Annotated in this window: 16 protein-coding genes; 8 read left to right on the forward strand and 8 right to left on the reverse strand. The window is 63.3% G+C overall.

The features are described from left to right. The first annotated feature begins 182 nt into the window (after positions 1-182). The 3 genes from F3Y30_RS05800 to F3Y30_RS05810 are packed head-to-tail and all read left to right on the forward strand — an operon-like array spanning position 183 to position 3,166. Positions 183-1,679, forward strand: coding sequence for a CHASE3 domain-containing protein (locus tag F3Y30_RS05800; protein ID WP_203425553.1), 1,497 nt, complete (start codon positions 183-185; stop codon positions 1,677-1,679). Continuing rightward, on the forward strand, positions 1,676-2,122 hold the full coding sequence (locus tag F3Y30_RS05805; protein WP_203425554.1) for a response regulator: 447 nt from the start codon (positions 1,676-1,678) through the stop codon (positions 2,120-2,122). Before F3Y30_RS05800 ends, F3Y30_RS05805 begins: the two co-directional genes overlap by 4 nt. Next, complete coding sequence (locus F3Y30_RS05810; RefSeq protein ID WP_203425555.1) at positions 2,123-3,166, forward strand: histidine kinase dimerization/phosphoacceptor domain -containing protein; 1,044 nt, start codon at positions 2,123-2,125, stop codon at positions 3,164-3,166. A 6-nt stretch (positions 3,167-3,172) separates the two neighbouring features. Here F3Y30_RS05810 and F3Y30_RS05815 read toward each other — a convergent pair whose 3' ends face one another. After that, positions 3,173-4,882 (reverse strand): glycoside hydrolase family 32 protein, encoded by a 1,710-nt coding sequence (locus tag F3Y30_RS05815; RefSeq protein ID WP_203425556.1) that lies wholly within the window; start codon positions 4,880-4,882, stop codon positions 3,173-3,175. A 335-nt stretch (positions 4,883-5,217) separates the two neighbouring features. Between F3Y30_RS05815 and F3Y30_RS05820 the strand changes: the two genes are divergently transcribed. After that, positions 5,218-5,790 (forward strand): HdeD family acid-resistance protein, encoded by a 573-nt coding sequence (locus F3Y30_RS05820; protein ID WP_203425557.1) that lies wholly within the window; start codon positions 5,218-5,220, stop codon positions 5,788-5,790. Positions 5,791-5,871: 81 nt separating this feature from the next. Here F3Y30_RS05820 and F3Y30_RS05825 read toward each other — a convergent pair whose 3' ends face one another. Then, entirely contained in the window at positions 5,872-6,222 is a 351-nt protein-coding gene (locus tag F3Y30_RS05825; protein ID WP_203425558.1) for an EF-hand domain-containing protein, read from the reverse strand. 21 nt (positions 6,223-6,243) lie between these two features. Further along, positions 6,244-6,492 (reverse strand): hypothetical protein, encoded by a 249-nt coding sequence (locus tag F3Y30_RS05830; protein WP_203425559.1) that lies wholly within the window; start codon positions 6,490-6,492, stop codon positions 6,244-6,246. Positions 6,493-6,924: 432 nt separating this feature from the next. On the opposite strand from F3Y30_RS05830, the gene F3Y30_RS05835 reads away from it, so the two are divergent. After that, on the forward strand, positions 6,925-7,944 hold the full coding sequence (locus tag F3Y30_RS05835; protein ID WP_203425560.1) for a Tim44 domain-containing protein: 1,020 nt from the start codon (positions 6,925-6,927) through the stop codon (positions 7,942-7,944). A gap of 197 nt (positions 7,945-8,141) precedes the next feature. On the opposite strand, the gene F3Y30_RS05840 is transcribed toward F3Y30_RS05835, so the two are convergent. From F3Y30_RS05840 to F3Y30_RS05855, 4 genes are all read right to left on the reverse strand, one after another. Continuing rightward, positions 8,142-9,374: a multidrug effflux MFS transporter gene (locus F3Y30_RS05840; RefSeq protein ID WP_246752882.1), complete on the reverse strand. Its 1,233-nt coding sequence runs from the start codon at positions 9,372-9,374 to the stop codon at positions 8,142-8,144. A gap of 286 nt (positions 9,375-9,660) precedes the next feature. Beyond that, a complete protein-coding gene (locus F3Y30_RS05845; RefSeq protein ID WP_203425562.1) occupies positions 9,661-11,871 on the reverse strand; it encodes an FAD-dependent oxidoreductase in 2,211 nt (736 codons plus the stop codon). A 20-nt stretch (positions 11,872-11,891) separates the two neighbouring features. Then, complete coding sequence (locus F3Y30_RS05850) at positions 11,892-13,100, reverse strand: acetyl-CoA C-acetyltransferase (protein ID WP_203425563.1); 1,209 nt, start codon at positions 13,098-13,100, stop codon at positions 11,892-11,894. A 209-nt stretch (positions 13,101-13,309) separates the two neighbouring features. Further along, complete coding sequence (locus tag F3Y30_RS05855) at positions 13,310-15,106, reverse strand: acyl-CoA dehydrogenase C-terminal domain-containing protein (protein ID WP_203425564.1); 1,797 nt, start codon at positions 15,104-15,106, stop codon at positions 13,310-13,312. Positions 15,107-15,623: 517 nt separating this feature from the next. On the opposite strand from F3Y30_RS05855, the gene F3Y30_RS05860 reads away from it, so the two are divergent. The 3 genes from F3Y30_RS05860 (at position 15,624) to F3Y30_RS05870 (ending at position 21,680) form a co-directional block, all read left to right on the forward strand. Then, positions 15,624-19,472: a peptidoglycan-binding protein gene (locus F3Y30_RS05860; protein WP_203425565.1), complete on the forward strand. Its 3,849-nt coding sequence runs from the start codon at positions 15,624-15,626 to the stop codon at positions 19,470-19,472. 490 nt (positions 19,473-19,962) lie between these two features. Continuing rightward, on the forward strand, positions 19,963-20,889 hold the full coding sequence (locus F3Y30_RS05865) for a sulfite exporter TauE/SafE family protein (protein ID WP_203425566.1): 927 nt from the start codon (positions 19,963-19,965) through the stop codon (positions 20,887-20,889). Continuing rightward, positions 20,886-21,680 carry a TIGR02186 family protein gene (locus tag F3Y30_RS05870; protein WP_203425567.1) on the forward strand — a complete coding sequence of 265 codons (795 nt, stop codon included), beginning with the start codon at positions 20,886-20,888 and terminating at the stop codon, positions 21,678-21,680. The genes F3Y30_RS05865 and F3Y30_RS05870 overlap by 4 nt, the downstream gene beginning before the upstream one ends. Positions 21,681-21,695: 15 nt before the next feature. On the opposite strand, the gene F3Y30_RS05875 is transcribed toward F3Y30_RS05870, so the two are convergent. After that, on the reverse strand, positions 21,696-22,199 hold the full coding sequence (locus F3Y30_RS05875; protein ID WP_203425568.1) for a helix-turn-helix domain-containing protein: 504 nt from the start codon (positions 22,197-22,199) through the stop codon (positions 21,696-21,698). Between the last annotated feature and the right edge of the window lie 71 nt (positions 22,200-22,270).

The following is a 22,270-nucleotide window of genomic DNA, read 5'->3' on the forward strand; positions in this document are numbered from 1 at the left end:
TGTCTGATCCGATCGGCGCGTTGTTCCTTGGATCCGGGAGAAAATTCCCGACGGCCGACGTTCTTCCCGTCTCTTTTTGTGACGACGATGATACTCATAGTGCCGCCGGGTTGCAGATTCGGCCCCGCGCGGGGCCGCCGGGGCAGTGCTGCCGGCGCGCTTGCCGACGGGAAGGAATGCCTATGCCGATATCGAACATCGCTTTCGTGCGGTCGACGCTGATCATGCTTTTCACCGGCGCGATCGCGCTGATCGGCATCGTCGCCATGTCGCTGTGGCTTTCGAATTCGGTGCAGACGTACTTCACCGATCTTGTCCAGATCCGCAGCGCGCGCAGTGCGGCTGCCGACCTGCTCTCCGCGCTGCAGGACGCGGAAACCGGACAGCGTGGCTATGTAATCACCGGCGAAGAAGCCTATCTCCGCCCCTATGAGGACGCCCTCGCCGCCCTGGCGGAACGCCAGCGGGACTTTCAGCAGCAGGCTGCACCCTTTCCTCAATACGAACGTTCAATTCCGCAGCTCAATGCTCTGATCGCCGAAAAGGCAGCCGAACTGCGGGAGACCATCAACATGGTCGCATCCGGCAATACCGCGGGCGCCGTTCAGGTCGTGCGCAGTGACCGGGGGCGCACAACGATGGACGACATCCGCAACAGGCTGGGTGCCATTATCGCCGATGCCGACGAGCAGTTGCGCATCCGCGTGGACGAGACCACCAGCGCCTCTCGCGCCCTCCAGTGGACGACAGTGATCGGAGCGATCGTTATCGTGGGTGTGCTGGGCGGCGCTGTCGCAGTGATCCTGCAACATGTGCGCGATCTGAACGCGGCGCGGCGCGAAGTCGAGTCGCTCAACAGCGGCCTCGAGCTGCGGGTGAACGAGCGGACCGAGGAACTCATCCGTGCCAATCAGGAAATCCAGCGCTTCGCCTACATCGTCACCCACGATTTGCGCGCGCCGCTCGTCAACATCATGGGCTTCACCAGTGAGCTCGAGGAGTCGCTCAAGTCTATCCAGGCCTACGTGCTGGCCGACGAGAAGACGCCGTCCGAGGTCGATATCCTCGACGCCAGACGCGTCGCCACGGACGACCTTCCGGAGGCGATCGGCTTCATCCGTTCCTCGACGCGCAAGATGGACGCGCTGATCAACGCCATCCTCAAGATCTCGCGCGACGGCCGCCGCGAATTGAAGATCGAGCGCGTAGAACTGAAACCGCTTCTCGATGCGGCCGCTGCGAGCATCAATCATCAGGTCACCGAGGCCAATGGCGACGTCCATATCGCGGGCGACCTGCCTGCCATCGTCACGGATCGGTTGTCGCTGGAACAGGTTTTCGGAAACCTCTTCGACAACGCGGTCAAGTACCAGCACCCCGGACGTGCCCCGCGGATTTCGGTCCGCTCGCGGAACGAGGGGCGGTCCGGCATCGTTGTCGAATTCTCGGACAACGGGCGTGGCATCGCGGCGGAAGACCATGAGCGCATATTCGAACTGTTCAGGCGCTCCGGCCAACAGGACATGCCCGGCGAGGGCATTGGCCTTGCTCATGTCCGGTCGATGGTGCGCAATCTGGGCGGGGACATATCGGTCCGATCGGAAGTTGGTGTCGGCACGACCTTTGTGATACGGCTGCCTCAGGACCTCGGCAAAGTGGTAAGGAGAATGCAGGCATGAACGGTGCGGCAAAGGAAGTTACCATCGTCATGATCGAGGACGACGAAGGTCATGCGCGGCTGATCGAGAAGAACATACGTCGTGCAGGCGTCAACAATGAGGTCATGCCCTTCACCAATGGGACGGCGGCGCTGGATTATGTGCTGGGCAAGGACCGATCGGGCCTCGACAGCAAGGGTCGCTTTCTCCTGATCCTGCTCGACCTCAACCTCCCCGACATGTCGGGGATCGATATCCTCGAGAGGATAAAGTCGAACACCCACACGAAGCGGCAGCCGATCGTCGTGCTGACCACCACCGACGATGAGCGCGAGATTCAGCGGTGCTACGATCTCGGCGCCAACGTCTACATCACCAAGCCGGTGGACTATGAGAACTTTGCCCATGCGATCCGCCAGCTCGGGCTGTTCTTCTCCGTCATGCAGGTCCCAGAGTCCCACTAGATGACCGACAGAATTCGCGTTCTCTACATTGATGACGATCCCATTCTCGTGCGCCTTGCGGAAAAGGTGCTGGGACGCCTGGGTTACGATGTCGTCCATGCGGAGGATGCTGAAAGCGGCATGCGGCACCTCGGCGAGAGCGAGTTCGATGCCGTCGTTCTCGACCATTTCCTGAAGACCGGGACGGGCCTCGATTTTCTGAAGGCGATGGAGAAGGCCCCGGAGGCGATGCCCGTGGTCTATGTGACCGGCTCGAGCGAGGCGCGCCTCGCGGTCGAGGCGTTGAAGGCGGGCGCGGCCGATTATGTGATCAAGACGGTGGGTGAGGAATTCCTGCCGCTGCTGGCTTCGGCACTCGGCCAGGCCCTTGAGAACGCGCAGCTGAAACGCGCCAAGGTGCAGGCGGAGCTGGAAGTCAGGCTTGCCAAGGAGCGCGCGGAATTGCTGCTCGCCGAAGTCAACCATCGCGTGGGAAACTCGTTGGCATTGGCCGCAGCGCTCATCCGCCTCCAGATGTCGACCGCCGACGACGATCGGGTGAAGGATGCTCTTGCCGAGACCCAGGCCCGCATCACCGCGATAGCCGGCATACACCGCAGGCTCTACACCTCCGAAGACGTGCGCAGCGTCGACATGGGAGCCTATCTCTCGACCCTTCTGTCCGAACTTTCAGCCTCGATCGGCGGTGACAGTGGCAATCTCCAGGTCTTGCCGAATATCGCGCCGGTATCCGTTTCGACCGACCAGGCGGTGTCGATCGGCGTGATCGTCACCGAACTCGTCACCAACGCCCTCAAGTATGCCTATGGGCCTGCAGGAGGAGAGATCCGCGTCGAGTTTTCCCGGGATGGCGAGCATGCCCTGCTTTCAGTCGAGGACGACGGGATCGGCTGGCGCGGCGAAGGCGCCGCGAAGGGCACGGGCCTCGGCGGAAAGATCATCGGAGCCATGGTCGCCAGCCTCGGGGCGACGCTCACCTATCCTGCGCGCGAAAGAGGAACCCGCGTCGAAATGCGCATCGCCACCGCCGCACCGTCTGCCTGATCCCGCTTACAACCGCAACGCCCATATGGACGAACGTGCGACCGCGCCTTCAGGCGCGACAAGGCGTACCGCCCTGACCGGCTCGAAACCGTCGATGCGCTTGGTTCCCGTCCAGCGACCATCATCCGCAAAGACCTCGATGGAGCCGTAGTCCAGAAACACCCTGACGGTCTTGGGCCGGGCGCCGGCGGCGATGTAGCTGATGGCACTCTCCGCACCGCCGGTCTCGTAGCGGATGAAAAGTCCCTCGGCGTCCGCCACAACGGCAAGGGTCAGCGACGGATGGGAAAGCTCCAGCGCGAAAGGGGTTCCAGCCTCGGCAAATTCGATCAGGATTTCGGCCGCTCCGTGTTCCAGAGAGACGGTCTCGCCTGTGGAAATACGGCAGTCGTTGATGAGTGCGGCGCGTAGACTCTCCACGCCGGCCGCCGGCGGTGTGCACAGTGCCCCGCCCGAGAGATGGAGTTCGCGCGGCAAGGTCATGGCGGAAGGAAAGTCGATCTCCGGCGAGGCATCGGCCCAGTTTGCGAGCCAGCCTATGCCGATCGCCGTGCCGCCATCGTCGAAGGCCTGGAAGGCATAGCAATCGGCCGCGAAGTCGAGTTCCTGTTCGAATTCCTTCACGAATGCCTTGCCGTCGAACCAGCCGACCTGTGCGGCCGTCAGGTTCCGGCGGCCGGTGGCCAGATCCTCGCTGTGCATGAGCCCGAAGACGAGCGCCCAGCGCGTCGCGGGATTGGTTGCCGGGCCGTCGAGCGGGACAAGGCATGGGCATTCGATCGCGGATGTCTTCATGCGTGTCTCGACCAGCAGCTTGCCGATGAACCGCCACCCGGAAGCCCCCGTGCGATCGTCCGTCTCATAGAGCAGGATCACGCCGCCCTCGGCGCTCTGGCTGCCGAGCAGCATCTTCCACAGTCCGTCCGGCCCGCGAAAGACATAGGGGTCGCGGAAGTCCATCGTCAGTCCCTGACCGGCGGGACGCTCGCCCAGGATCGTCTCGGCCTGCCCTGCGATAGTGAGGTCGGTTGAGGTGGCAGTGAGCTGGATTTGTGTCTCGGGTACACGGTCGGCCACCTGCTCTGTGAAAAAGACGCGGATGCCCGGGCCGTCTGCGAGCGGGATGGCCGATCCGGAAAACGCGCCGCCGCGTTTGTCAGGCCGCGTCAGCAGGTCTTCTGATGGAAAGAGGAAGATCGGCAAATGCCGCCAGCGCAGGTAGTCGTCCGAGACCGCGTGCCCCCAATGCATCGTGTTCCACCGGAGCCCATGGGAGTAGTGCTGATAGAAGAGATGCGGACGCCCATGAAACCGGCCGAATCCGTTCGGATCGTTCATCCAGCCGAAGGGCGGACGGAAATGGTAGCTGTCCGGCAGGTGGGGCGGCGCATTGGCGGGATTGGTGTGTACGACGGTGATGCCCTTTTCCATCACTTCCGGCTGGGTGAACCAGTAGAGTACGGAAACGGAAGTCGTGGACGTGTCGTATTCGAAGTCCACGAGGCCGCCTGCGAAGATCTGGCAGATACGGAAGCTGTTCTCCTCGGCGTTGACCGCGTTCACTTCAGCGAACTTGCCGTTGGCATTGCTGATGGAAAGCGCTCCGGGAGTCCCTTCCACCACCGCCTTGAGCCAGATGTGCAGCGTGACGTTGACCGGAAGTTCGGCGCGAAGGCGCTTCAGTGTGTCGCGGGGCTGTGGCGGAATGTGATCCATGGCATGTCCTTTCTTCGCTCCTTGGAGCTCAGAGCGCGTTGAGGCTGATTAGCCCAACGCGCTCTAGACCCTCATCTGGAGCAGGAGCAGCCGCTTTCAACGCACAAGTCCGGGAGAGGTGTCCCGCGCAACCAGCGGGGAGGGGGGCGATGCGCCGGATCGGCGTCATGGTTGCATTGCGGCGCGCGCTGGTATTAGCTGGCCGGTGTGCAACGCCTTGTGGGGACCGGGACGCTTTGCCGGACCGGATCCTGCACGGGCGGGAAACGATGGGGTCTCCGTAAAGCGCCGACGGCATCGAACGCGAGGCCTCTCCGAACCACGGGGAAACGGCCATGTCACTGTCCTTGGAAGCGGCTGCGGAAGTCTTCCGCGAAGCGATGCGGGAAACCGTCAGGAAACACTCATTCTGGTATCTGGTCCAGGGCGGCCTGATGGTCGTCGCGGGGATCCTCGCGGTCCTCTTTCCGCTCGTCTCGTCGGTGGCAAGCGTCGTCATGCTGGGCTGGCTTCTTATCATCAGCGGCGTCGTGCAGGGGTTCAGCCTTCTCGGCGCAAGGCAGGTGCCGCACTTCTGGCTTCAGCTGATCTCCGTCATCCTGGCTGTCCTGATTGGTACGCTCTTCCTGCGCGATCCCGGCGACGGCCTCCTGACGATCACCATGCTTCTGCTCGTCTTCTTCATGATGGAAGGCATTTCGAAGATCGTGTTTGCGCTGACGATCCGCCCCTTCCCGAATTGGGGCTGGGTGCTTGCGAGTGGTTGTGTCGGGGTCCTGCTCGCTGCGCTGCTGTGGGCGAGCCTTCCGGTCACGGCCGTCTGGCTGATCGGGCTCCTGCTCGGTATAGAATTGATAAGTGTCGGCGCGGCCCTGTTCTATCTCGCCTGGAGTATCAGGAACAGTTGAGCGCCTGGAGGGGGTAAACCCGCCGGTCTTCAACGGGTGGGGGGATGCCGGCGACGCACGCAGCGCCGCCGGCAAAACCGTTTACTGGAGACTGCCGTCCCCGCTCTTGTCCGCCGCCTTGAAGTCGGCCATGACGCGGTTCATGAACTCGGTCTGTTCGAGCTTGCCGTCACCGTTCGCGTCCGTCGAACTGAACTGTGCCGTAGTCAGCAAAGTACCCACTTCCGCGGGGCTCAGGCTGCCATTGCTGTTCTTGTCGAGGTTGGTGAACGCCGTCGCCATGAATGCCTGATATTCCGAACGGGTGACTGTGCCGTTGGAATTGGCGTCAAGCTTGTCCTTGTGGCCCTGGTACATGGCGGCTTGGCTCTGGGCGAATGCCAGCGAGCATTGGCACAACAGGACCGCCGAGATAAGAATTGCTTTCTTCATCGTTCTAAACCTCCCCCAATATTACGTGCAAGCAAGCCGGTTGCCGAGCACGCCGCCGACACCGATACCGCCGCCGATGGCCGCGATCTGGCCGGTTCCTGCGCCGATCGTGCTGCCGATGAGGCCGCCGACGATGGCGCCGCCCACTGTACCGGCGATGCAGCCGAATTCTGCATTCCGATCAACAACGCTCTGCGATACCGGGGCGGATTGGCAGGCGGATAAGGCCAGGCCGCCAGCCAGAACGAAGGTCACTGTACTTCTTTTCATGCTACCCTCCAGTGTTTACCGTCCTGTCACAAATGACTCAGTCGACGCAATCATTCCGCGATCCGATAGGAGTAAGAGAGCCTGAAGTTTTCCTGTGATTGGCAATGAAACTATTGCTTGGTTCTATCGGCAGGCGATCGCTGAACTAAGCGTATTCTACAATCGGCGCCTCATATACGCACAAGAGCGCTGTGTCCGTTGACCGAGGACCAACGGAAAAGCATCGTACAACTGCGCAGCCATCATGACAACTCCTAGCGGACCTCCGTGAAAATCTTGCACGCATCGAACGGAAACCTCCCATTCGATGCGCGGTTTCCTGCGGCTCATGCCAAAAAAGAGTCCCCGGAGCCTTCCGCTTGGCACTCGCAACACCCATATGGCGACGTGGACGCCTCGATGCGTCGGGAGAAGACGTAAGGATTTCATTGGATGCGACGTTTTGGACGAATTCTGGCGATGCTGGCGGTTGCGCTCGGCACAACGCTGACGGTGGTCGATCTGGCCGAGGCACGTCGGGCCGGAGGAGGCTTGGGCAGCCGGGGTACCCGGACATTTTCCACTCCGCCCGTGACACGCACGGCCCCGACCGGGGCTGATTCCATCAATCGCACGATGACCCCGCGGTCGAATGATCAGATCAACACGCCCTCGAGCCAGCCCGGCCTTGGTCAGAACCGTCCGGCGGCGCAGCGCCCTGGCGGGTTCTTCAGCGGCTTCGGCGGATCGATGCTGGGCGGCCTGATGATGGGCGGTCTCATCGGAATGATGCTTGGCAATGGTCTTGGAGGGGGCGCAGGCTTCCTCGGTCTGATCCTCCAGGTCGCGCTTGTCTTCGGTGCCATCATGCTTGCCATGCGCTTCTTCGGCCGCGGCCGCCAGACGGCTTATGCTGGTCCCGGTGCGTCGGCTCCGATGCCGTCTTCGAATGCCGCGCGTGAGGCCTCTTCCGGTCCCGCATTTCAGATTCCGCGCATCGGCGGCGGGCAGGGCGGTAACTATGCGACAGCACAGAAGGCGTCCGCCGGTCCCGCAGACGAGATCGGCGTGGGGCAGGACGATCTCGATCATTTCGAGACCATGCTGAAGGACGTTCAGGCCGCCTATGGTGCCGAGGACTATTCTGCTCTTCGCCGCCTCACGACGCCGGAAGCCATGTCCTACCTCGCCGAGGAACTCAGCGAAAACGCCACGAGCGGCGTAAAGAATGATGTACGGGACGTGCACCTTGTGCAGGGAGATGTCGCGGAAGCCTGGCGGGAAGGCGATACGGACTATGCGACTGTCGCCATGCGCTATGAGAGCATCGACGTCATGCGCGACCGCAACACCGGTCGCGTGATCAGCGGCGACCCGGACACGCTCACCGAGGCTGTGGAGGTCTGGACCTTCGTTCGCAAACCCGGGGCGGACTGGCAGGTCTCGGCAATCCAGGGCGTAGAGGCCGCGTAGCACCCCGCGCCTGGCGAGAAGCCAACAGCCGGGGCGGGACGCAGGTCTCCGCCCCGGCGAGCAGGCAAAATCAAGACGTTGCGGAACAATTTCCGCCGCCCGCGAAAACGTCTCGCGCGCAACGGGCCGCTGCTGTGCGGCCCGACGCGGCCGTTTGGAGGAATCCACCTCCAAGAGTGTGGCAGCGCGGGGCTGGGTCAGGTGTCCACTGCGGGGGCGGTCGTCGCCACTCCGTCGCTGAAAAGGCGTCCCTTCTCGGCGACGAGGAGGCACGCGAGCACGCAGGTGCCGAAGATGCAGAGGCTCGCCATCACCGGCCTCAGTGTTCCGTCGAAGGTCTGCGCCACCGCCCAGCCGAGAATCGCCCCACCCACGGTCTGGACTGCGCCGAAGACTGCGGACGCGGTTCCCGCGACTTCTCCGAGCGGTTCCATGGCGAGAGCACCCGTGTTCGGGAAACCGAATGCGACCATCGGGGTGACCAGGATGACCATGAGCAGGAACAGCCAGAGCGGCGGTGTCGCAAGTTGGACCATGACAAACCATGCGATGCTCCCCGCGAGAAAGAGCAGCATCGCGCCATGCGAAAGTCGGCGCATTCCGAATTTCGCCACCAGACGTGAATTGACGAAGAACCCGATGATTGCGGCCGCCGGCATCGCAGCAAAGGCAAGCGGGTAATACGGGCCCAGCCCATAGATATCGACGTATACCTGCTGCGACGTATTGATGAGCGCGAGGATGATGCCGAGCAGGAATGCGCCCGATAGCCCATAGCTGAACGCAACCCGGTTGCGGATCACGATTGCGAACCCGTCTGCAACGCTCCTCAAGTCGAGGGGACGGCGGTTCGCGGCCGCGAGGGGTTCGGGCAGCCGGAGGAAGGTCCACACACCGACGATCGCCGCAAGGGCACCCATGGCGATGAAGATGAGTTGCCACGGGCCCGCGAGAAGGATGATCTGCCCGACCCCGGGCATGAGAAGTGGGACGAGCAGGAAAATCGACATGGCGACCGACATGACCTCGGACATCGCGGCACCCTTGTATCGGTCGCGGACAGCCGACAGAATTCCGACGCGGATCGCCGCTGCGGCCACGCCCTGGGCGAAACGAAGCAGGAGCAGCGCCGAGAAGGCCCCGACGGCGGGGGAGGCCAGTGCGCAGGCGATGTAGACGGCGAGGCCGATCAATATCGGCTGACGTCGCCCGAAGCGATCAGACAACGGCCCGAACACCACCTGCGGCAGGCCGAAGCCGATTAGAAACACGGTCAGGACAAGCGAGCGATCATTCGGATCGGCCACCTGGAACGCGGCGCCAATGTCGGGCAGCGCCGGTAACATGATGTCGAGCGCCAGCGCCTCGATAGCCATGAGAGCGGCTACGATTGCGATGAACTCCCTTCGGGGGAGGTTCTCCGACGTCAAGTTTCGCCCCCAACAAACAGCATCGGAAGTATAACCCTCGCGCGCGCTCTGTCGAATCTGTCCGCCGCCGTTGCACTTCCCCAATCCCGTGGCTTGGGCGATCATCGACGGAAAGCTGTACCTGAACAGCGACAGTCGGGGAGTTGCCGAATTCCAGCAGGATGTCGCGACCCATCTCCGCAAGGCGGAAGAGCATTGGAAGGCGTTCCGGCAATAGCTGTCCGCCGCCCAACTTCGGCGAGCGTTGCGGCCGCCGTCGCGGCCGTCAGCGGAGCGGACCGCCGGCTTAGGCTGCCGCCTTCCTGGCGTAAGGGTCGAAGCGGCCGTAGAAGGTTTCTCCCTTGGCGGCCATATCGAGCAGCAGCGGCGTTGGCTTGAAGCGGTCGCCAAATTCGGCAGCAAGCGTCTCGCACAGGTCCACGAAAGCCTTTACGCCCATGCCGTCGATGTATGAGAGCGTGCCGCCGGTGTAGGGGGCGAAACCAAAGCCGAGGATGGAGCCGACGTCGGCCTCGCGCGGATCGGTGACGATGCCTTCCTCCACCGTGCGGGAGGCTTCGAGCGCGATCGTCACCAGCAAGCGGTCCTTCAGCGTGGCGATGTCCACGTTCTCGGGCCGCTGCTGCGGATAGAGGTGCTTCAGACCGCTCCAGAGGCGCTTCTTCGCCGGCTTCGCGGGATAGTCGTAGAAGCCCTTCTGGCTCTTGCGGCCCAGGCGGCCCTCGTTCTCCACCATCTTCGCGACGAGATCCATGTGCCGGGGGTCGACCGACTGAGGGCCGAGATCGGCGATGGATGCCTTGAAGATCTTGTAGGAGAGGTCGACCGCGACCTCGTCATTGAGCGACAGCGGCCCGACCGGCATGCCCGCCATCTTTGCGGCATTCTCGATCATCGCCGCCGGCACGCCTTCGATCAGCATGTCGTAGGCCTCGGCGATATAGCGGAAGACGCAGCGGTTGACATAGAAGCCGCGCGTGTCGTTGACGACGATCGGTGTCTTCCTGATCGCCGCGACATAGTCGAGCGCCACGGCAAGCGCCCTGTCGCCCGTTTCCTTGCCCAGGATCACTTCGGTCAGCATCATCTTCTCGACGGGCGAGAAGAAATGGACGCCAATGAACTGGTCGGGGTGCTTCGAATTCTTTGCGAGCCCGGTGATCGGCAGCGTCGAGGTGTTGGAGGCGAAGATCGCGCCCTCCGGCAGGACCGCCTCAACCTTCTCGGTAACGGCCTTCTTGACGTCACGGTCCTCGAAGACGGCCTCGATGACGAGGTCGGCATCCGATAGGGCCGCGTAGTCGGCGGTCGGGGAGATCAGCGACAGGAGCTTCTCGCCTTCCTCCTTGCTCAGCCGGCCCTTGGAGACGCTGCCGCCGGCAAGACCCTCGCAGACGGACTTGCCCTTGTCGGCCGCCTCCTGGTCGCGGTCGATGAGAACCACCGGGATGCCGGCCGCTGCGGTGACATAGGCGATGGAGGCGCCCATGAAGCCCGCGCCGACGATCCCGACCTTCTTGAACTCGCTCTTCGGTATGCCCGCCGGACGGCGTGCGCCCTTGCCGAGCTCCTGCATCGAGATGAAGAGCGACCGGATCATCGAGAAGGCTTCGGTCGTCTGCAGGATGTAGGTGAAGTAGCGCTGCTCGATCTTCAGGCCCGTATCGAAGGGCACTTGCAGGCCCTCGTAGACGCATTTGAGGATCGCAAGCGCTGCGGGATAGTTGCCCGCGGTTTCACGCCGCAAGATGGCGGGCGCTGCCGGCCAGAGCTGCGCCGATGCTGGCGTCCAGATGCCGCCGCCGGGGACCTTGAAGCCCTTCTCGTCCCATGGGGCGACCGGCTTCAGCCCGTCCTTTATCATCTGCTTGGCTGCCGGAACCAGCTCTTCCGGTGCGACGACCTGATGAACCAGGTTCATCGCCTTGGCGCGCGCGGCGGTGAGTGAGGAGCCTGAAGTCATCATCTGCAGGGCATCCTGCGTATTCGCGAGCCGCGGTACGCGCTGCGTGCCGCCGGCGCCCGGGAAAATGCCGACCTTGACCTCGGGGAGGGCGATCTTCACCGACTTGGCGCTGGAGGCGACCCGGCCGTGGCAGGCAAGCGACAGCTCGAAGGCGCCCCCCATGCACGTACCGTTGATCGCCGACACCCATGGCTTCCCGCAGGTCTCGAGCTTACGGTACAGCGCGCTCATGCGGCCGGTCAGCGCAAAGAGTTTCTCGACCGCATGTGCAGGGTCCTTCGCCTTCTCCTCCTGCTGGAGGGAGAACATCGACTTGATCATCGAAAGGTCGGCGCCGCCGGAAAAGGACGACTTGCCGGAGGTGATGACGACGCCCTTGACGGCGGCGTCTGCCACAGTCTGGTCGATGATCGCCTCGAGTTCGTTCATCACCTCGACGGTGATGACGTTCATCGACTTGTCGGGCATGTCCCAGGTGACGAGCGCGATGCCGTCGGCGTCGGTTTCGATCGTGAAGTTCTTGTAGGTCATTTTCTCTCTCCCGGAACCCGTCAGACGCGTTCGATGATCGTGGCGGTACCCATGCCGGCGCCGATGCACAGTGTCACGAGCGCGGTATTCAGGTCGCGGCGTTCCAGTTCATCGAGCACCGTGCCGAGGATCATCGCGCCGGTGGCGCCCAGCGGATGCCCCATGGCGATCGCCCCGCCATTGACGTTGATCCTGTCGTGCGGGATCTCGAAGGCCTGGCAGTAGCGCAGGACCACGGCGGCGAAGGCTTCGTTCAGCTCGAAAAGATCGATGTCGGAGAGCGTCATGCCGGTGCGCGAAAGTAGCTTCTCGGTCACGTCGACCGGGCCGGTGAGCATGAGAGCCGGATCGGAACCGATGTTCGCGAAGGCCTTGATGCGTGCGCGGGGCTTTCGGCCGATGATCTCGCCTCCCGCCCTGGATCCGAGCAGGACGGCCGCGGAGCCGTCGACGATGCCGGAGGAGTTGCCGGCGTGGTGGACGTAGTTGATTGCCTCGATCTCCGGATGCGCCTGGATCGCGACGGCTTCGAAGCCGCCCATCTCGCCCGGCATCTGGAAGGAGGGGGTGAGGGCGGCCAGTGCCTGCATGTCGGTGCCTGGCCGCATGTGCTCGTCGCGGTCGAGGATCGTCAGCCCGTTGATGTCCTTCACCGGGATCACGGCATTGGCGAAATAGCCTTTGTCCCAGGCATTCGCCGCGCGCTTCTGGCTTTCCACCGCATAGGCGTCGACGTCATCGCGGGAAAACCCGTACTTGGTGGCGATCAGATCGGCCGATACGCCCTGAGGCATGAAATAGGCCGGGAAGTTGACGGACGGATCCATGAACCAGGAGCCGCCGGACATGCCGAGGCCGACGCGCGACATGCTCTCGACCCCGCCGGCGATGACGATGTCGTCCGCCCCTTGCGCGATCTTGGCGGCGCCGAAGTTCACGGCATCCAGGCCGGACGCGCAGAAGCGGGAGATCTGCATGCCGGGCGCGCGCGTCGAGTATCCCGCTTCGAAGGCCGCAGCCTTTGGAATAACCGAGCCTGCGTCCATCACCGGATCGACGCAGCCCATGATGATGTCATCGACCTTCTCCGTATCCAGTCCGCTGCGGTCGCGGATCGCTTCCAGTACCTTGGCGGCCAGGCGGACGGACGGCACCTCGTGCAGTGCGCCATCCTTCTTCCCGCGTCCGCGCGGGGTACGCACGTGGTCGTAGATGAATACGTCGGTCATCGGTATCTTCTCCCTTGGACGCGCATTGGTCAGTTCGCGCCCCATGACTGCAATTTCGGATCGGCGCTCCGTTGGTCTCGTTGCTTTATCCCTGCGGGGAGACGTTCCGAACACGACAAGACGATGCGGCGTAGCTGTTCGTCATGGACAGCTGGCGCGTCATCGAATCCTTCGGGTCACCTTCTCCCCGATCGGGACGGCGAGCAACTTCAAAACGCCTCGGCGGAAAGCGCCATCATCGTCTCCGCGCCGGTTTCGATGCGTGACTTGCGGAGTGCCGTTTCCGGCATGATCCGCTCCATGAAGAATCGGGCGGTGATCAGCTTGTTCCTGAGATAGTCCTCCCGATCGCCTCCGCCCGAGGCAAGGCCCTGGTTGGCGGCCTTTGCGATCTTCGCCCACATGTAACCGAGCACGACGAGACCGAAGAGATGCATGTAGTCTGTGGAGCCTGCTCCGGCGTTGTCGGGCTTGGCCATGGCATGTTGCATGAACCACATGGTGGCCGCCTGCGCATCGTTGAGCCCCTTCTTCAGGTGCTTGGTGAAGAAGGTCATCGTCTCGTCGTTGCGATTGTCCTCGCAGAAATCTCCGATCTCCTTGAAGAGGGCCATGACGGCACGTCCGCCGTTCAGCGCCAGCTTGCGCCCCACCAGGTCGAGCGCCTGGATGCCGTTGGCACCCTCGTAGATCATGGCGATGCGCGAATCGCGCACGTATTGGCTCATCCCGTGCTCTTCGATGTAGCCGTGGCCGCCGAAGACCTGTTGCGCCATGACGGCATGCTCGAAGCCCTTGTCGGTCATCACGCCCTTGAGAATGGGTGTTACGAGACCGAGGACGTCGTCTGCGGTCTGGCGTTCCTGCTCGTCGGCCGAACGGTGGGCGACGTCGGACTTGAGCGCCGTCCACAGCAGGAAGGCCCGTCCCGCTTCGTTGAAGGCGCGGATTGTCATCAGCGTGCGGCGGATATCGGGATGAACGATGATCGGGTCCGCCATCTTGTCCGGCGCCTTCGGTCCCGAAAGCGAACGTCCCTGCATGCGCTCGCGGGCGTAGCTGGCTGCGTTCTGGTAGGCGACCTCGGCGATCGAGACGCCTTGCAGGCCGACACCGAGGCGAGCCTCGTTCATCATGACGAACATGGCGTTGAGGCCCTTGTTCGCCGTGCCGAGCAGGTAGCCGGTCGCGCTGTCGTAGTTCATCACGCAGGTGGCGTTGCCGTGGATGCCCATCTTGTGCTCGATCGCGCCGCAGGAGACGCCGTTGCGCGACCCCGCCGCGCCGCCTTCGTCGACGAGGAACTTGGGCACGATGAAAAGTGAAATCCCCTTGGTCCCCTCCGGCGCTCCCTCGATGCGGGCGAGAACGAGATGGACGATGTTGTCCGTCATGTCATGCTCGCCGGCGGAGATGAAGATCTTCTGGCCCGAGATGCGGTAGCTGCCGTCAGCCTGCGGAACAGCCTTTGTGCGCAGCAGCCCCAGGTCGGTGCCGCAATGCGGCTCGGTCAGGTTCATCGTGCCGGACCAGCTGCCGTCGACCATCTTCGGCAGGTAGGTCTGCTTCTGCTCTTCGGTCCCGTGCGCGAGGATCGCGGCGATCGCACCCTGTGTGAGGCCGGGATACATCATCAGCGACATGTTGGCGGCCGAGGTATAGTCCCCAACGGCGGCATGCAGCGTGTAGGGAAGACCCTGTCCGCCGAATTCTTCCGGCACCGCGAGCCCGATCCATCCGCCTTCGCAATAGGCCTTGTAGGCCTCCTTGAACCCGCGGGGCGTCGTGACGGTGGCATCCTCGTTGCGCACGCATCCGTCCCGGTCTCCGCTATGGTTGAGAGGGAAGAGCACTTCCTCCGCCATTTTGGCTGCTTCGACGAGGATCGCCTCGATCGTGTCGGGCGTTGCGTCGGAAAAACCCGGAAGATTGTTGTACTTCTCGATGCCGAGGACATCGTTCAGGATGAAAAGCGTGTCGTTCACAGGCGCTTTATAGACGGGCATTCCAGGTTCCTCACCAAAGTCCGGACGCAAGTTTCGATTGCGGTTTCGACACTACAAATTATTGACGTGCGCGTAAACGTCAAAAAATCGCGATCGTGAAAATTTCACAGAGGGTGCGCCGGGGAGGCGGTGGGAGGGCTTCATACAATCCTGCCGTGCTCGGCGGCGCAAGCGTGGCGCAATCTTCGACGGGGAATATATGAGCAAATCGTTAAAAAAAGTTTCTCGCAGTTAACCGCTTATTTACCACGTTTCGTGAATTGTGCAGTCAAGGGTACGACGCAGAAACCACAATCGGTCTTTCGCGTTGCGCCCGTCATGCGCGACAGATCCGGGAAGGGCACGACCGACACCGCTGCCCCCTGCCTCGACGCGATAGTCCTGTCTACCGGCTCAGAGAAAGACCATTCCCTTCGAGCCGGGCGAATTTGGGTAACGGTGCCATGCGGGCCAGGGGGGCGACCGCGGTGCAAGGTAACTCAGGAGAGCCGACGGGCTCCCAAGCGAGGCGAAGAAGATGAACGGATCGCGACAGAATCCTCCACGTCCCGTCGAAAGGGCGTCTCTCGATGCACTCAACCGCACGATCGAGGGGCTGGAGGCACGCATCGAGGGTCTGATGGCGAGCGGACGGGAGGCGCGCGCCCTCAATCAGGAGCGCTATGCGCGACCCGAGCAGACCCGCTTCGATCAGCAACGGTCCCAGCCGCTCCGGGAAGATCCGGTCTCCGAAATCGTCCAGCGCCAGCGCGTCCTCGATGCCACTCGCGAACGCACTGCCGCCGCCCGGCTCGAGCGTCGCCAGGCGTTCGAACGTCAGGCGTTGGATCGCCAGGCAATGGAACGCCAGCCGGCAGCGCAGCAGGTCCCGGCTCCGCATGCCTCGATCGCTCCGGGTTACCCGATAGCGGCGGCCCGCCAGGACACGGCGGCCGAGATCGCCGAGGCTCTGGTCAACCTCAGGCAGGAACTCCGGAAGGATATCTCCGACGGCTTCGACCGCGAGATGAGTGCCTTGCGCGCCGAGATCCGCGGCATCAGGCAGGCAGCCGAACGCAGCGTTCCAGCTGAGGACATGCGTGACGACCTGCAGCGCATCGCCCTCTCGATCAACCAGCTTGCCCATCAGTCGGACGCTGCCGGCGCCCGCAATCTGCGCGCCGAATTCGACGAGCTGCGCTCCGTCCTGGACGCGCTCGCCCGCGAGGATTCCATCCGCCGCATGGAGAGCCGCTGGAATGGCGTCGAGTCTCGTATCGCCACTTTCGACCAGACCCGCGACGACGAGCTGGTGGCGCTCGCCTACCGTCTCGACGAGCTGAAGGTTCAGATCAACTCGGCGAGCGCCGTTCCAGCGATTCGCGATCTTGAGTCCAAGGTGAATGCCGTCGCCGATGCCGTCGAAGGGCTCGGCCGCAACCTGCAGCCCGATGATCGCCGGTTCGCCCCCCGCTTCGACACCCTCGACGATCGCCTCGACGAGATCAGCCGCGCCATCGCCGTCAGCGGCCACGCGCAGGCGAAGGCGGCCGATGCCGCGATGGTGCAGCGGTTGGAGCACCGTATCGCCGACCTGTCGGATCAGTTCGACATGGTCGTCCAGCGTCCGGAACCGGAGACGGGGCTCGGCGTGCGCCTGGAAGCGCTTGCAGCCCGGGTAGAGGATCTCGCGAACGAGGAAGCGGCCCTGCGCCTCGAGGAGCGACTGGAGCAGCTGTCTCGCCATCTGGAGCAGGCAACCGCTCCCCTCGCCAGCCCGGAAATAGCCAGCTACCTTTCCGACATTTCACGCAAGATCGATGCCCTCGACCAGGGATCGGTCAACGAGGACCTGGCCACCCGGCTCGACTATCTGGCGCGCCGCATCGAGGGAATGGAAGCGCCGCGTGCAAATCCGTTCGCGGACACGCAGTTCTCCATGCTCGAGGGCCGACTTTCGGCGATCGCCGAGCGCCTGGACGAGGCGAGCGCATCGCCGCGCGACGACGGAGAGGCACTGCGTGGCCTCGAAGCTCAGATCGCCAATCTCTCTGCGCTCATCAGTGCGCCGCAATCCCAGAACGCCGCGGCCCTGCCTTCGGAATTCGAAGACAGGATGGCCAGCCTCGAAGAGTACATGGCGACCAACGACGAATACATCATCGAGGCCGCACGGCATGCGGCCGAAACGGTGATGGAAGCCTACCAGCGGGCCAGCCTGGGCGGGGCCTCGCCGCTTGCATCTGACATGGCCGCCATTTCCGCGCTTGCCGAGGATCTGCGTGCGCTGGAGGACCTGACCCGCTCCAGCGAGGAGCGCACGGCCCGGACCTTCGATGCGCTTCACGACACGCTGGTGCAGATTGCCGGTCGCCTGGAGCAGCTGGATACGGCGCGCCAGCCGCAATTCGGCCTGCGTGAAAGCGCGCCGGCCATGCCGCGGGCGGACGTGCCGCCCATGCGCGAGGAAGCAGTCGCTTTCGGTCAGCGTGAATACCCCGAAGCTTCGGCAAGCCATTCATCCTATGAACAGCCGTCCTGGACCGCCGCAAGCCACAGCGTCGAGGAGGTGCAGGAGTTTGCAGCTGATGCGCCCGCGGAGGTTGAGGCAGCCGAGCTCAGCCTCGCCGAGCCGCGCCAGAAGAAAGCCGCCGTCAAGACCGGCCTGATCGCCGGCATCGCCAAGCGTCTGGTTCCCGGTCGTCGCGAACCCGAAGCCGAACCGGAGCGCACCCAGGTCGTCCCGACGCCGTCCATCGATCCGGTTGACGAGATTGCGCCGGAAGAGGCGAACCAGCTTCTCGAGCCGGGCTCCGGTGCTCCGGATGTCCGCCGGATTCTGGAGCGCGTACGCGCCGGCCAGAACGCCTCTAGCCGTACCGCCACGCAGCCGGGGGATGCCGAAAAAGCCGATTTCATCGCCGCTGCCCGGCGCGCCGCAAAGATGGCAGCCGAGGAAGCCGAAGCCATCCAGCATGTCGCTCCGGAAAAGAAGCCTTCGGGCAAGGACTCGGGCTCGGCGCTCGCACGCCACCGCCGTCCGATCCTCATGGCCGTCGGTGCCGTGTTGCTTGCCGTCATGGCTTATCCGCTGGTGAGCACGCTCGCCAAGGGCGAGAAGGCCCCGCAGCAGGCGATCCTGCAACAGCCGACGGCAACCGGCGACAAGAAGGCGGACGAGCCTGCAGCAGTCTCCGAAAAGCGTCCCGCAGTCACGGAAAAGGCGCAGGCGGACGTCTCGGCCGATGTGCGCATGGCGGCCGCTTCGAAGGCGGACACCTCCGGCAGCAACAGCAATACCATTTCCGGACCAGCGAGCGGCCAGACTGCCGCAGTGGCCGGGACCACCGATGCAGCAAGCGGTGCGGCGCAGATGACCCGTCCGGTCGCAGCGATCGATAGCCAGGCAACGGCAGGCTTCGAGCCGCTCGATAGCGCCGGGTCGGAAGACGTGGGCGCTCCCGCCGACGGTGACAGCGAGACCGCATCCATCGATCCTGCGTCCGCCGCAAAGGCGACCATCGCTATACCTTCGGAAATAGCACCGGCTTCGCTCGCCAAGGCCGCGGGCGAGGGCGACAGTCTTGCGCTCTTCGAGATCGGAGTGCGCTACACGGACGGAAACGGAGTGAAGAGCGACAATACCGAGGCGGCGAAGTGGTACGGCCTTTCGGCCGACCGTGGCTTCGCGCCCGCGCAGTACCGCCTCGCCAACCTTCTGGAAAAGGGCCAGGGCGTCGAGCGCGACCTCGTGAAGGCGCATGCCCTTTACGCGAAGGCCGCCGAGCAGGGCAACGTCAGCGCCATGCACAATCTCGCAGTGCTGCTCGCAAGCGGCGCCGGCAAGGATGCGCCGGACATGTCGGGTGCCGCTAAATGGTTCCAGCAGGCGGCCGAACGGGGCGTACGCGACAGCCAGTTCAATCTCGCGATCCTCTATGCACGCGGCAACGGCGTGACGCAGGATATCGAGGAATCCTACAAATGGTTTGCGGTCGCGGCCCGCGACGGCGACACCGATGCCGCCCAGAAGCGCGACGAAGTGGCCAATGCGATGAAGCCGGAGCAGCTCTCGAGCGCCAAGGCCAAGTTCGACCTGTGGAAGCCGCAGGCCGTGGACGAAAAGGCCAACTCTGTCATGCTTCCCGACGAATGGGTCGGCGCGCCCACCAAGACCGCATCCGTGGATATGAAGAGGGCGATACGCAATATCCAGGCGATCCTCAACAACAACGGTTTCTACGCGGGTACGCCGGACGGAGAAATGGGCAAGCGTACCGTGCTGGCCATCAAGGCTTTCCAGAAGTCCATCGGTCAGCCGGAGACGGGCGAGATCGACGATCAGCTGGTGAGAGAGTTGCTGAAACGCAACAAGTCCGAGGGATGATTGCTGGCTGAAGCGCGCCCGAAGCCGGACATCTTTGGGCCGTTTCTGGTCATGCCAGGAATTCAGCTGTAAAATCAGCGAAATAGGGCATGATGTCGGCTGTACCTGACCTCCAGCCGACCGCTTGGCGCTCCTCATCGGAGTGGCCCGCGACCAGGGCCTCCGGTTGACTCCGTCTTGCCCCGCAGGCATGACGGAACATAGAAAAACCACATGTCGAACCAACATGATACGGGCGAATGCCAACCCGCGTACCGGGATCAGTCAGGTGCTGTTTCCGGCTGGCGGCAGGCATTCGGACGGCGGAGCCTTTTCGGCCCCGGTCGTGCGAACGGGAAAGAGGGCCGCGGCCCGCGGACTGGCTTTCTCCGGCCGCAGCTTGAGCATATCCCGATATCACGGCGTGATACGGAACCACTTCGCGAAATGGGGCGGGCGATGATCCTTTGCGCAATCGCTGTCCGCTTGAACGGCCTATCGGGGTAAAGTTGTGACAGTCTATCTGCCCATTGCAGAGCTATCGGTGAACATCTTCATCATTCTCGGCATGGGCGCGGCCGTAGGCTTTCTCTCGGGCATGTTCGGCGTGGGCGGCGGCTTCCTCATCACGCCACTCCTGATCTTCTACAACATCCCGCCCGTGGTCGCCGTGGCGACCGGAGCGAACCAGGTCGTCGCCTCCTCCATTTCCGGCGCTATCACCCATTTCCGGCGCGGTTCACTCGATATCAAGCTCGGCACCGTGCTTCTGATCGGAGGCCTTTGCGGAGCGACGGTCGGCATATGGCTGTTCTCCCTGCTCAGAAGCGTCGGCCAGCTCGATCTGGTGATCTCGCTCATGTACGTCGTGCTGCTCGGGGTGGTCGGCTGCCTGATGCTGTGGGAAAGCCTCAACGCACTTCGCCGCGCATCCAAGAACCAGCCCGCGACACTGCGCAAGCCCGGCCAGCACAGCTGGGTGCACAGGCTGCCGCTGAAGATGCGGTTCAAGAAGTCGAAGATCTACCTCAGCGTCATTCCCGTGGTGGTGCTCGGCTTCACCATCGGCATCCTCACCTCGGTCATGGGTGTCGGCGGCGGCTTCATCATGGTGCCGGCGATGATCTACCTGCTGCGCATTCCGACGAATGTCGTCGTCGGGACGTCGCTGTTCCAGATCGTCTTCGTTACCGCCTATACGACGATCGTCCAGGCCGCGGCCAACCAGTCGGTCGATATCGTCCTCGCCTTCATCCTGATGGTCGCGGGCGTGATCGGGGCCCAGTACGGCGTCCGCGTCGGTCAGAGGTTGCGCGGCGAACAGCTCCGCGCGCTCCTCGGGCTGCTCGTGCTCGCCGTCGGCATGCGCCTCGCGGTGGATCTGGTCATCACCCCGGAGGATCTCTATTCGGTGGTAAGCGAGAGGATCTACCGATGATCCGGCTCGCCCGCCTCCTGCTGCCGCTTTTCCTTGGGTTGGCTTCGACCGCCTCCGCCCAGGAGGATACGCGCCCCGAATTCACCGAGAGGCTGGAGATCGGGATCTCGACCGATCAGATCTCCATATCGTCCGATTTCCGCGGGGCGGATCTCACCATCTTCGGTGCGATCGAGGGCTATGATCCGAGCCTCCTGGCGCAGGGAAAATACGACATCGTCGTCGCGCTCGAGGGCCCGAAGGACGACGCGACCGTACGCGTCAAGGAGCGCGTGTTCGGGATCTGGGTCAACCGGCGTTCGATGACGTTCGAACTCGTTCCGGAATCCTATTCCCTTTCGAGCACGCGCGACCTCGAAACGATCGCTCCCGCAGCCGAGCTCAACGGCATCGGGGTGGGCATCCAGCACATCAAGCTGGTGCCGACCGGATACATCGGCGATGGCAGCAACCTGACCGAATTTCGCGATGCGTTCCGCCGCCTGAAGGAAAGTGGCGGCTTCTACCAGCGCGATCCGGGCGGCGTGCAGTTCATCAGCGCAAGCCTCTTCAAGGCGACCGTGCGGCTGCCGGCGAACGTGCCGAACGGCACGCATGTGGTCCGCGCCCATCTCTTCCGCGATGGCGTCTTCGTCAGCGAGAAGGCCCTGCCGCTGCAGGTCATGAAGACGGGCGTCGAGCAGATGATCTGGAATGCCGCCTTCAACAATCCCATTCCCTACGGTCTGCTGTCGGTTCTGCTCGCCATTCTCACAGGCTGGATCGCCAGTATCGTCTTCCGCAAGGAATAGGGTGGTCCCTGGCCGTCAGGCCGTTTCGCTGAGCTTGCGCGCCACGACAGCCTCGTAGGCGGCACGCAGTTCCGCAAACACCGAGCGTGCCGGCCGAGGCGCTGCGAGATGAATCGCGCGCAATTCCTCCATGAAGGCGTCCCACATGTCAGTTCCTCCCTCCTCGAGAAGTTGGGCCCGGATGCTGAGTTCCTCGCTGACGTCAAGATATCTGCGGCCCCAGGCGCCCATGTGGGCAAAGAGCGGGACGAGCGAGATCGCCATCTCCGTCAGGCTGTAGAGCGCCTTCTGCTTGTGGCTTGGATCGTCCGCCTTGGTGATCAGCCCCTTTTCGGTCAGGCGCTTCAACCGGTCGGCCAGGATGTTGGAGGCGATGCCTTCCTCCGATTTGGTCAAGAGCTCGCGGAAATGGCGGCGGTTGCCGAACATCATGTCGCGAATGACGATCAGGCTCCAGCGGTCGCCCAGAATTTCCAGCGTCAGATTGATGGGGCAACCCGAGCGGTGCTCGTCCTTCATTGCAGTCTCCAGAGAATCTGCTTGCATTTTGCCATCGGTTTACATAGCTTTCAACTGCTTGCATAATGAAA

The sequence above is a fragment of the Sinorhizobium sp. BG8 genome, assembly GCF_016864555.1.
Lineage (GTDB): Bacteria > Pseudomonadota > Alphaproteobacteria > Rhizobiales > Rhizobiaceae > BG8.